10 protein-coding genes are annotated in these 11885 nt (G+C 68.7%); 5 read left to right on the forward strand and 5 right to left on the reverse strand.

Annotated features, from left to right (window positions below; translation table 11 throughout):
* Nucleotides 1-735 precede the first annotated feature (735 nt).
* Nucleotides 736-1185, forward strand: a complete 450-nt coding sequence (locus ACZ3TS_RS41270; protein ID WP_467627919.1) for a hypothetical protein — start codon at nt 736-738, stop codon at nt 1183-1185.
* Between the two features lie 166 nt (nt 1186-1351).
* On the opposite strand, the gene ACZ3TS_RS41275 is transcribed toward ACZ3TS_RS41270, so the two are convergent.
* Together ACZ3TS_RS41275 and ACZ3TS_RS41280 are read right to left on the reverse strand one after the other, a co-directional pair.
* A complete protein-coding gene (locus tag ACZ3TS_RS41275; protein ID WP_467627922.1) occupies nt 1352-3790 on the reverse strand; it encodes an ATP-binding SpoIIE family protein phosphatase in 2439 nt (812 codons plus the stop codon).
* A 67-nt stretch (nt 3791-3857) separates the two neighbouring features.
* Entirely contained in the window at nt 3858-6320 is a 2463-nt protein-coding gene (locus ACZ3TS_RS41280; protein ID WP_467627925.1) for a SpoIIE family protein phosphatase, read from the reverse strand.
* Nucleotides 6321-7179: 859 nt separating this feature from the next.
* On the opposite strand from ACZ3TS_RS41280, the gene ACZ3TS_RS41285 reads away from it, so the two are divergent.
* From ACZ3TS_RS41285 to ACZ3TS_RS41300, 4 genes are all read left to right on the forward strand, one after another.
* The gene (locus ACZ3TS_RS41285; protein WP_467627928.1) at nt 7180-7593 is read left to right on the forward strand and encodes a hypothetical protein; all 414 of its coding nucleotides are present in this window, start codon (nt 7180-7182) and stop codon (nt 7591-7593) included.
* Between the two features lie 223 nt (nt 7594-7816).
* Entirely contained in the window at nt 7817-8239 is a 423-nt protein-coding gene (locus tag ACZ3TS_RS41290; RefSeq protein ID WP_467627931.1) for an SsgA family sporulation/cell division regulator, read from the forward strand.
* Between the two features lie 40 nt (nt 8240-8279).
* A complete protein-coding gene (locus tag ACZ3TS_RS41295) occupies nt 8280-8609 on the forward strand; it encodes an NIPSNAP family protein (protein WP_030645456.1) in 330 nt (109 codons plus the stop codon).
* 594 nt (nt 8610-9203) lie between these two features.
* Complete coding sequence (locus ACZ3TS_RS41300) at nt 9204-9593, forward strand: SsgA family sporulation/cell division regulator (RefSeq protein ID WP_467627933.1); 390 nt, start codon at nt 9204-9206, stop codon at nt 9591-9593.
* 608 nt (nt 9594-10201) lie between these two features.
* Here the strand turns inward: ACZ3TS_RS41300 and ACZ3TS_RS41305 are convergent.
* From ACZ3TS_RS41305 to ACZ3TS_RS41315, 3 genes are all read right to left on the reverse strand, one after another.
* Nucleotides 10202-10492, reverse strand: a complete 291-nt coding sequence (locus ACZ3TS_RS41305; protein WP_351811467.1) for a hypothetical protein — start codon at nt 10490-10492, stop codon at nt 10202-10204.
* A 74-nt stretch (nt 10493-10566) separates the two neighbouring features.
* Nucleotides 10567-10854 (reverse strand): hypothetical protein, encoded by a 288-nt coding sequence (locus ACZ3TS_RS41310; RefSeq protein WP_467627936.1) that lies wholly within the window; start codon nt 10852-10854, stop codon nt 10567-10569.
* Nucleotides 10855-10910: 56 nt separating this feature from the next.
* A complete protein-coding gene (locus ACZ3TS_RS41315; RefSeq protein ID WP_450987028.1) occupies nt 10911-11690 on the reverse strand; it encodes a D-Ala-D-Ala carboxypeptidase family metallohydrolase in 780 nt (259 codons plus the stop codon).
* Between the last annotated feature and the right edge of the window lie 195 nt (nt 11691-11885).

Raw genomic sequence — 11885 nt, forward strand, 5'->3', positions numbered from 1 at the left:
TCGGCACGACCGTCTGGGAGAGCCGCGAAGCGGCCCGCGCCGACGTCTTCCGCTTCATCGAAGTCGAGTACAACCGCACCAGGCTCCGCAAACACGTGTGACGTTCACGGAGCAGCTGTTGCAGGAGCTCGCGGTGGCCGGCGACAGGATCGTCAAGAGTGGCAGCGGTCCGGACTTGGAGAAGTGGTCGTCCCGCGTCGCCGCGGCACGCAGGTCCGGAAGGGTTCTGGCGACGAAGGAGCTGTACGGAAGCTGGTGCCGTGACGGGTACGAGATCAAGCTCGTCGACATCCCCGCCTGGCGTCTTGCCGCCCTCGAACTCGTCCCCGTGCCCTCGCGGCTCACTCGGCCGCACACCGTTATCCGGGCCATGCAGAACGAACGCCAGCCGCTCGGCCTGACCAAGCCCGTCCAAGGACGTGCTCTCCGACTCATTCAGGCACTGATCACCGCTGCCGAGGCCGAAGGACACACCTGCTCGGCCGGGCAGACCGGCTTCGCACCCCCGTCTCATCGCCGCCGCAGGGCACATCCTCACTTCACCATCACCGCACAGGGCCAGCCAGTGGGGTTTCTCGTCCTCCAGGAACAGGACCGCGCCGAGCACGTGCCCACCGAGAAGGAACTCGCCGAGGCCGAGAAGCACTCCTGGGTAAGGATCCCCCGCTTCGCATACACCCCGTCCGAACGCCTCCGCATCATCCTCAGCGGCGGCCAGCCACACCGGGCGAGCGCATGGCCGACACCCCCGGCCGCCCCCTCGAAGAGCAACTCGCCGAGATCGCACAGGAGGTCACGCTTCGCGGGGAAGCCGCCGAACGCAGACGCCAGGACGAGGCAGAAGCGGCACGCCAGAAGCGCATCCGCTGGGAAGCCGCCATGGAACAAGCCCGCATCCGGTACGCGGAGGCATGCCGCGTCAGACACCTTGAAGCCCAGCAAGCGGCATGGCGCCACGCCACGCGACTGACCGAGTACGTGAGCGTGGTACGCACACGAGTCGAGGCCATGCCAGAAGGGCAGACCAGAATCGAAGCCGAAGCATGGATCAGCTGGGCAGCAGCCACCGTGGACCGCCTCGACCCACTGAACACACCGCCCCGGCTGCCCGACATTCCCGAGCCACGCGCCGACGACCTGAAACCCTTCCTCGGGCACTGGAGCCCCTACGGCCCCACCTACTGAACGCCCGCTCCGCCAAACGTTCGGCCCGCCGAACTACGGCGGCAGCGCGCCTGTCACCGCAATCAGCGGAGCGGGGAACCCAGCCGAATTCTCTTCAAGTTCCGGCAAACCGCTCTCGGGAGGTCACGTTCCGTCACAAAGAGCAAAAGATGGCCACAGGGCGTGATCAGTGGGCGCGCGCGATCGGCTGTTCGGACCAGATGGTCTTGTGGTTCTGGCCGTGGCGGCAGCCCCAGCGCTCGGCGAGTTGGGCGACGAGGAACAGTCCGCGTCCACCCTCGTCGGTGGTGCGAGCGCGGCGCAGACGGGGTTGGGCGGTGTTGGAGTCGGTGACCTCGCAGACCAGAACGTGGTGCCGAATCAGTCGCAGCTCCGCCGGCGGACGACCGTAGCGGATCGCGTTGGTGACCAGTTCACTGACGATGAGTTCGGTGGGGAAGAGGAGGTCGTCCAACCCCCACGCGGTGAGTTGGCGGGCCGCCCATGCCCGAGCATCCGAGACAGCAGCCGGATCAGCCGGTATCTGCCAGTGAGCGGTGTCCTTGGCCGGTACGGCGCGGGTACGTGCCAGCAGCAGGGTCGCGTCGTCACGCGGTGCTGCGTCCACCAGGTTGTCGAGGAGGGCCCTGCCGGTCTCGTCCAGGGCGCGGTCCGGGCGGCAGGAGGTGGCGAGGGCATCGGTCAGCCGCTGGAGTCCGTCGCAGACGTCGTGTGTGGCTTGCTGGACCAGACCGTCGGTGTAGAGCGCGAGGACGCTGCCCGGTTCGAGGTCGATGGTGGTTGTCTCGTACGGCATGCCGCAGATAGCGAGGGGCGGCCCCGGGAGTATGCCGACGGCTTCGGCACTCCCGTCGGGCCGCACGAGCACGGGCGGCGGGTGCCCGGCACTGGCCATGGCGCAGCGTCGGGTGACCGGGTCGTAGACCGCGTACAGACAGGTGGCGCCCGTGACGTCGTGGTCGCCAGGGGGTGCTTCCGCCGCGAGGCGCTGGACCAGGTCAGCGAGACGCGTGAGCAACTCGTCCGGCTCCAGTTCGAGGTCGGCGAGGGTCTGGATGGCAGCGCGCAGACGGCCCATGGTGGCACTGGCGGGTATGCCGCGGCCGATCACGTCTCCGGCGACGAGGGCCAGCCGGAGAGCGGGCAGGGGTATGGCGTCGTACCAGTCGCCGCTGGTACCGCCCCCACGGTTTGTGGGCAGGTAGACGCCGGCGGTCTCGGCTGCCGGAGTGTCGGTCGTGGCCGGGGGAAGGAGTCTTTGCTGCAGGGCCATGGCCGCTCTGCGCTCGCGCGTGTACCGGCGGGCGTTGTCGATGGCGAGTGCTCCCCGTGAGGCGATCTGCCTCATGAGATCCACCTCGTCCGCGGTGAACGGTTCGGAGGGGCCGGTTCGCCAGACCACGATCGCTCCGAGGGTGACGCCGCGGGCGTGCAGCGGTGCCACCATCACTGCCTGGACGTCGTGCGGGAGGAACTGCTCGGCCGAATGTGGGCCGCCGATCAGGGCGATGTAGTCGTCCCGGTCGTAGACGACCGTCTCGCCGTGCTGGAAGCGGCGCAGGAGGGGGTGGTCGGACAGGGATGGGACGAGGTTGCCGCGCTGGATACCGGGCGGCCAGTCCGCGGTGGCCGGCGCCAGAGCAGCGTTACGCAGATGCGGATCTCCGCCACCCAGCCGCTCTGCGGGTTCGTCACCGTCGAAGACGGCGTCCGCAAGTTCGACTGCTGCGAGATCACCGAAGGTGGGTACAAGGGCGTCCGCGAGATCCTGGGCGGTCCGCACGACATTCAGGGAGCCCCCCACCCGCTCGGCGACCGCGTGGGCAAGATCCAGCTGTCGGCGGGCACGCAGTTGGTCGGTGTCGTCTGTGTACAGGGCTGCGACTCCTGCGGGGCGTCGTCGCGCGTCCTCCAGTCGGAAGGCGGACAGCGACAGCGCGTGCCGCCGCGCCGGATGGTGTCGCCAGCTCACTCGCTGGTTCCTGTGGATCACCGGGACGCCCGTCTCGAGCACCTGCCGCAGTACCGCCTCGATGGTCTCGGCGTCCTCGGCGCACAGCACGTCGCTCAGTCGGGCGCCGGGCTGTACGGGACGGCCGTCGGGAGTGTCCGGCATGGCGTTCGTCTGCACGGTGGTGAGATCCGTGTCGTGCAGGGCGATCGTGATCCGGTTCTGCGCGGACAGTGCGCGCAGGAGGGCTGCGCCGTGCCGGTGGTCGGCGACGTGAGGAGTGGGGGCTGCGAGCACGAGGAAGTCCGCCGAGCCGCTCACCCGTGTGGTCCGGAATGTGACGTCGATCGTGTTGCCGCACTGGTGACGCAGTCGTACCCGGCCGGTCGCTGGCACTTGTGCGGCCCTGCGCGGGTCGTGCGGGAGGTCAGCCACGAGCTCCCGCACGGGGCGGCCGTGGACCTCGTCGGCGCAGAACCCGGTCAGGTCCTGTGCTGTGCCGGTCCACCCCACCACCGTGCCCCGATCGTCGAGCACTGCCGCGGCCAGACCGTCGAAGGCGGGCGGCCGGCCGCGGGGGCCGGCGCCGAAGACGCTCGTCGCACCTCGAAAGGCGCCTGCCGGGTCGGCGATTTCAACATCCGATGGGTCCATGTCTCTGGCTTTCATTACGAGGTTCCGCGACTACGGCAGATGGGGATCCTGTGGCGGCTGTCGGCGCTCAGCGGGCACCGGTTGGGGATGGCAGGTCCCGTTCGGCCCAGACGACCTTGCCGTCTGTTACGGAGCGGAAACCGCACCTGCGCGACAGCCGACCGACCAGGTGAAGGCCGCGGCCGTGCTCGTCGAGATTGCCGGGATGGCGGGAGCGTGGCTGACCGGTGTTGGTGTCGGAGACTTCGCAGGTAAGCACCCGGTGCTGGATGAGCCGTAGGCGGATCGGGCCGTCGCCGTGGCGGATCGCATTGGTGACCAGTTCACTGACGAGCGACTCCACGGCCGTCACCAGCGGCTCCAGACCCCATTCACGGAGTTGACGGGCGGCCAGACGCCGGGCCGTCGGGACGGTGACGAGTTCGTTCGGCAGATCCCAGGACGCGACTTGGGCGGGTGGCAGGGCGCGCGTCCGCGCAAGGAGCAGGGTGACGTCGTCGGCCGGTGCCTGCGCCGACAAGGTCTCCATCGCCCGCGAGCACAGGTCCTCCAGGGCGGCACCGGGCTGTGCCAGGGCGCCGCCCAGACGCCGCAGGCCGACGTCGATGTCCTCGCCGCGGGACTCCACCAGGCCGTCGGAGTAGAGGGCGAGCACGCTTTCTTCGGGCAGTTCCAGTTCCACGGACTCGAAAGGCACCAGGCCGAGACCGAGGCCCAGCGGGGCTCCGGCCGGCAGGTCGGGGATGGTGACCCCGCCCTGTGCGTCGACGACCAGGGGCGGCGGATGCCCGGCCCGTGCCAGCGTGCACCGTCGGGAGACCGGGTCGTAGACAGCGTACAGACAGGTGGCACCGACGACCGCTGGGACCCGGTCGGTGTCGTCGGCGTCCTCGTCGTTCAGTCGCCGGACCGTGTCGTCGAGGTGCGTCAGCAGTTCGTCCGGGGGCAGGTCGAGGTCCGCGAGCGTGCGCACGGCGGTGCGCAGCCTGCCCATGGTCGCCGCGGCGTTGATGCCGTGTCCCACCACATCGCCGACGACCAGGGCCACCCGGGCACCGGACAGCTCGATCACGTCGAACCAGTCGCCCCCCACTCCGTGGTCCATGTCGGCGGGCACATAGCGCGAGGCGACCTCGACGGCAGCACCGCCCTCCACACGATGAGGCAGTAGATCGCGTTGCAGCGTGAGGGCGGCGGTGCGCTCGCGCGCGTACTGGAGCGCGTTGTCCAAACAGAGCGCGGCCCTGGTGACCAGCTCCTCGGCGAGGAGCAGGTCGTCCTCCTGGAACGGCGTCTGTTCCGTGGAACGGCCGAACAGCGCCAGTCCCAGCACGCAGCTCCGGGCGCGGATGGGTACGACCATCAAGGAGTGGACGCCGCTGTCGCGTACCTTCTGCGCCCGCACCGCGTCATGGTCGACCCAGGGGCCGGAATGGGTGTCCAGCATCGGCTCCAGGTACGACCGTCCCGTGCGCATGGCGGCGAAGAACGGCGAGTCCGGGTGGGGGTGGACCACTTCTTCACGCACCCACGGCAACTCGAGGAGACCCAGGTCGACGGAGGCCAGACCGGCACGACGCAACAGCGGCGGTCGGCCACTCGTCGTGCCGGTTCGTGCAGGCGGCTCGACGCCGAACGGAACAAACTCCACGAGATCGACCAGGGCGTGGTCGGCCAGCAGGGGCACGGTGAGCTCTGCCAGTTCCTGGGCGGTCTGCATCACGTCGAGGGTGCTGCCGATGTGCGTGCTGGCCTCGCTGAGGATGGCGAGGCGCTCGCGCGCCCGCTTGTTTCCGGTGACGTCCACGGTCATGGAGCACACGCCCAACGGGGTGCCGTCCGCGCCCTGGAGACAGAAGAAGGAGGCGGAGAACGCATGCTCACGGGGCCGGTCCGCAGGCGGCCACGCACGGTACTCGTGCACCGTCGTCGTGCCGCTCTCCAGCACCTGTCGCATCACGACCTTGAGCGCTTCGGCCTCGACGGCGGGCAGTGAGTCTTTCAGACCGCGCCCGAAGCGTCGGTGACGAGGCACGCCGTCGTGCCGCTCCATGGCGTCGTTCACCCAGACACAGCGCAGCTGCGCGTCATAAACGACGATGCCGATCGGGGCTCGGGCAAGGAGCGACTCCCGCACCGGTCCCCCGGTCACCCCCGAGGACAGGGAACCTATGTCCGTCACGGACGCCAGCCACCGGGTGTCGTCCCCCTCTCCCCGTAGCAGCGAGACCCGCAGCGTCATCCTGAGCGTGTGGCCGTCGCGGTGGCCTATCGCGACGGTGCCGGACCAGCCGCCCCGCGCACGGCACTGCTCGGCGAACGCCAACGCCCTCCGGGCGTCCTCGGGAGGCGGCAGCACGTGTGCGGCGGACCGGCCCACCACCTCCCCGGCCGCATAACCAACGAGCTGCTGAGCGGCGTGCGTCCACCCCACGACGATGCCCTCGGCATCGATCATCGCTATCGCGGCATCGGGCACCTCGGGGAGGCTCACCGGCTCGGCGAGGAGGGTGTGGTCAATGTTGGTCATCGCGGTCCATCCCATTGGTGCGGAAGTAGGAGCGTCGGCCTGTGGTCCGGCGGCCCTGTGTGCAGCGGTGGTGAACGGCGATGTCCCGGTGAGCGGCACACGGTGCGGTATGTGTCATATCAGAGCAATTCGCCCCTTCTGATGAAATCATCAGATGCAATGGCTTGGACGTCAAGACCCTCACAGGTGATCGAAAAGTCAGATGCTGGGGCTCCAGGTCACGGCTTCGCAGGTGAACGGACGGGTAGCGGGTTCCGCCGAGCATGCGCGGGTGGGTGGGAGCGGCTCCCCAAGGTTCAGACCACCCGCCGGATGGCGGCCCACCCTGGCGATCGCTCGGCAGGCTGGGCGCCGGGGCGATGCCGGGGAACCCATACCCGGAGTGCCCGAGGGCTGATGCGGCACCGCACGGGAGTCGGCAGGCTGACGGCTTCGCCGTCCAGCCCGGCGGGGAGGACCGGGGCGTCGGCGTACACGACGACGTCGTCGGGCGTGGCGAGACGGGTGAGGCCGTGCGGTTGCCCGCTGCGCGGCCTCGCGGCCGTCTCTGCGGGCGTCTCTGCCCTGGCGGTCAGTACTCCCAGCAGGCCGGAGTCCAGGTGCGCACGCCTGCCGAGTCCGGCAGGGTCATCCACTTGGCACGGGTGGCAGCTCGCGCTAAAGAGCGACATCTGTTGGCGCTCGTGCCAGCCGGTCAACGGTTACCTTCGTCACTTCGACATTTCCATACGACGTATGGTAACAATGAAAGCGCACTTCCATACGACGTATGGAACTGCTCGCTCGGGCCACGCCGGGCGTCATACATCGCCTGGCAGAACCGCCGTTGGCCCAGATCCCCCCTCGGGAAGGAAAGATCATGAACAAGCTCGCGAAGCGCATCGCCCTCGCTGTCTCCTCCGTCGCGGTCGCCGGTGCCGCCGTCCTCGGCGCCGGTGGCACCGCTTCGGCCGCGCCCCTTGCGTCCACGCACGCCCAGCACCGGACCGACGGGGCCGTGGCCGCTGATTACAGCTGGGACCACGGTGTCGGCTACCTGCTCGAGCGGGGCTACTCCTGCGACGAGACCCGCGGCTGGCACCAGGACCGCCACGGCAGCGATTCGACCCGGCACGACTGCGACGGGCTCTACTACCGCGATGGTCACTTCTACCGCTGGGAGGGCGAGGGACACGGCTGGACGTCCGAGAGGTCCTACCGCCACGACGGGGACCGCTGCGGGCACAACGGCGGGGGCAGGCACCACCATGACATGAGCCGCGACGACCGGTGAGACGGGCATCGGCCATGCGTGCAAGCGGTTCTCCTCGGCCCTGTCCCTGCCGGCGGCGGGGATGCGTCCCCGACCGCCAGCCGAGTGAGTGCAGCACCACTCCTCATGGGGTGCGCCGGTGCCGTCCGGCGCCCGCGCCCTGCTGTACCGCCTCCGCCCGCGCTGCCTCTTCGCCACCGGCCGGTGTGAGGCACCGCCGAGCCCTACCCAGGAGCGCAAGCCGATGAAGAAGTCCTTGAGAGCCGTAGAACGGCGGGTGACCGTGCAACTGGTCGTCTCGCACGTCTACTCCTTGCCCCTCTGCGTACGTCTGCGCTACGAGCCCGCTGATCCCTATGTCGTCCGTGCCGCCTTCTTCGCCGACTGTGACGAGCCGGTCGAATGGATCCTGGGGCGGGATCTTCTGGCTGACGGGCTGGAGGGTTCCGCAGGCCACGCGGACGTCCGGATCTGGTCGGCCACAGGGCGGGGTGACGAGTCGATCTACATCGCCCTCGGGTCTGCCGCAGGCACCGCCTTGCTCGAGGTCCCCGTGCAGGACATCTCGTCCTTCCTTCAGGACACCCAGGCTCTGGTGCCACGGGGGACCGAGTCCGGACTCATCGACTGGGATGCCGAACTGGCACACCTCCTCCCCCAAAGCTGACCGCCGACCATCCATGCTCAGAAGTAAAGGAACCAGTGTCATGTCCCAGTACCAGCTTCGCGTCTACACCCTGCGCAGCTCCGACGCGCTCGCCGCCTACGAGAAGATCTGGGCCCAGCACATTCCCGGTATGGCCAAGCACCGGATCACCACCCACGGCGTCTGGACGGTGCCCGCGGCCCCCGGAAGCGACACTCCCCGGCTGTACGCCCTCGTTTCCTACAAGGACGCCGACGACGTGCAGGAGCGGCTGGAGGCATACCTGTCGAGTCCTGAATTCCGCGCGGACATGGAGGGCTTCGACATCAGCCAGATCGTCGGCCTCGACGAGACCCTCCTGACTCCCACCGTGGACTCACCCTTGCGCTGACGGTCGGCCTGCGACGAGTGACGCGGCCAGAAGGGCCGGTATCCGGCGGCCCTTCGATGGTGGTTCCGGTGTCGTCGATGGCGACCCAGCAGTGGTGGCCCTTGCCGGCATCGATACCGACCCATAAGCAGGGCACCTGTGTGGTCATGTGCGTCTCCTCGGACTCGGACAGCGTGCCGTTCCGGTCCAAGGACGGCTCTGCCCTGCGTGACCGGGCCCCGGCAACCACGGCCGGCATCGAGGTGGGGACCGTGACGAGTCGGTTCACCACAACCACGACCAGTACAGCGTCGATCGCTGAGACCAAGGGCGCCCTTTGTCCGGCAACCACCGTTGGCCACATCTCCGTGATGGCCCCGGCCAAAAGTAGTGGCCTCGCCTGCTCCCGTCGGCCGGGCGCCCTTGCCGACGGCACGAAGAACTGCTCCTGCGGGTGTCCTCGTGCCGACCGCCACCGGTCCTCGCAGTAACCGCGTCTCTGTGCAGCCCCTTTGAATCCGACGACAGCCCTTCCGATGGCCCTCCCCGGATGACTCGAAACACCAGGAGAAAGACCCAATGAAGTCATTGAGAACTGTGATCCAGGGGCTACCTGTGAAGCTTGTCGGCGTGCATGCGACGTCCTTTCCCATGATCATGAATCTGCGGTACGAGCCAAGTGATCCCTATGTGGTCCATGCCGCATTCACCACCGATGTCGACAGCCACGAGCCGGTGGAATGGATCATCGGGCGCGATGTGCTGATCGACGGCCTGGAGGGCCCCGCCGGCGAGGGAGACGTTCGCATATGGCCCACCGGCGAGGAGGGCTGCCGCGACTTGTACATCCTTCTCAACCCGCCGTCCGGTACGGCCCTGCTCAAGGCCCCAGCGCAGGAATTCAATGCGTTCCTGCAGGAAACGGAGGCAGTGGTGCCCCGGGGGGCCGAGCTCGGCCACAGCGACTTCGACCGCTTGCTGGCGCACTTCCTCGCCGAAGGGTGAGTCCTGGCCGGGTGCGACCTGAAGCAGGCACACGAACGTCTACGCCTCGGTGTTCACCGCCATGGTGAGTGGATGCCCGCAGTCGTGGCGTCGATGACGGCCGGGCCGAAGCCAGCCTCGGTCAGGATGTTCGCCGCGACTCCGCGGCCGACCCGCCCCGGTGAGACCAGCCGCCACGCGGCAACCCGCTACCTGCGTCGCATCGCCCACCTTCCCGCCCTCCGTAGCTCGCCGCTCGTCGGCAGGCTCTGCCGCAGGGACGCACCTGAAGGCGTTTACGTGGTCGTGGTGGACCTGCAGCGGAAGTCTGTCGGCGGTCTTCGAAAGCCCCTCTGAAGGGCCGGGCCGGGTCACGCTCAACGGAGGGGAGTACTTCAAGACCAACCGGTGCCAGGAGTGGAAGAGGGTCGGCTGACCGGCCACTGGTATCGCCTTCGACCCCGAGCGCCAGGAGGCCGTCCAGTCCCGGCGAGGACGACCGGGGGCGTGGCTGCGGGGCCCCGCGCCCCCGGTCGGTGCTTCCCTGGACACGTTCGGGAAACACCGACCGTTCCCGTGACGGCGCCGCGCACAGCAGCGCGGCTGTCAGCGGCGCTGCGGCGAAGACGTCAGCAGAACCAGCCGTCCTGGACCCAGCCGTGGCGGTTGATGTCGCCGTAGGCGAAGCCGTACGCCCAGCCGCTCTGCTTGCTCTCCACCAGGAAGGTCTGGCCCTTGTAGAGCGTGCCCATCCAGGCTCCGCCCGGGTCGGTGCGGACGTACAGGTCACTGGCGCACACGGTCTCCCGGACACCCACGGTGCCGTTCGAGTACGCGATGGCGGGCCCGGCGCCGATCAGTACCGCGGCGCTCACCGCGGCGACGACGGCGGCCGCACGGCCGGCACGGAGTGCGGACATCGGCTTTCCTTTCCCTGTCGTTGCGGGGGACACGGGGCTGTCACGGCTCACCAGGAGTCGTAGCCGCCGATGCACTAGATGCGCACGTAGCCCCAGTCGTTGGGGCCGTAGTCGAAGGTGGCGGCCCAGCCGTTGTAGACAGGGTGCACGCCCTGGGTGTGGCCGACCTTGTTGCCGTAGGTGAGGGTGCGCAGATAGCCGGTGGGGCCCGAGGCGCTGTCGTAGTTGGCATAGAAGCTGGCAGTCTGGCACACGATGACCGCGTGCTGCGGCGGGACGTCGGCCCTGGCAGCGGACTGCTGCAGGGCGACCGCGATGACCACGGTGGCCGCCATGGTGAGGGCCTTGGCACGGAACTTCAAGATTCGTCAACTCCTCTGAAGAGCGGGGCGGGTCGACGCGTGTGGGCGGAGGGAGGTCACACGACGCCGCTCTCCCACCACCAGGAACCGGAGCCGTAGGAGGGGTACTGGACGCGGCTGTCCACGTGCTGCCAGGAGTGGGTGTAGGCCTCGAGCCCGGAGAATCCGCAGGTCTCAGCGATCCTGTACACCTGGAGGGTGGTGTGTCCGGAGACGACGATGTCCGCGGCGACGCCGTAGACGTGCATGCTGTTGGACGCGCCGCCCACCGAGGCGTTGTAGGAGACGCTACGGAAACCGGAGTTGATCGTGATCGCGCTGTTGCCGGCCTTCTTGCGTACGGCCTCGAGCTTGTACATCAGCCGACGCACGTTCTCCTTGACCTCGGCGGCGCCCACCTGCCCGCCGCTGAAGCCGGACCCGTCATGGGAGTAGAACTCGCTCCAGTCGAAGTGTGCGGTGGAACCGTCGCTGCTTTCGAGACTGTTGAGCACGCTCTGGGTCTGCGGGCCGACGACGCCGTCCGCCGTGAGACCGTACGCGGACTGGAACCGCCTGACCGCGTTGTAGGTGGCCGCACCGAAGGCACCGTCCCAGGCGACGTAGGTCTGCTGCGCGCTGGATGCGGCCCAGCCGCCGACGCGGATCTGCAACTCCTTCACATCGGAGCCGCTGTCGCCCTGCTGAAGAGTGCGGGTCCATCCGTAGGCCGAGGCGCGGGAGGCCGACCCGAGGCTTAGGGTCGCCGCCGTACCGAGCGCGGCCGTCAGGCCCAGCGCGCCGCGGAGCATGGCACGCCGGTCCAGGCCTCGGCCGGAGTCTGCTGCAGTGTTCATGAGCCCTCTCTTCGGTGTGCCCGTCAGGACCGGTAGGCGTTGCGGGTGTAGGTGAGGCTGAGCGGAGCGGTGTCGGCGAAGTACTGCGAGATCAGGTACGCGGGGTCAGTAATCCGGTCGCCTGACGGCGACACCCTGTGTGCGTGAAAATCGGTGCGTGGTCGTCCGGCGGACGTCGTCTCGCCTTGGCGCGTT

The sequence above is a fragment of the Streptomyces sp. NPDC022910 genome (assembly GCF_055561075.1).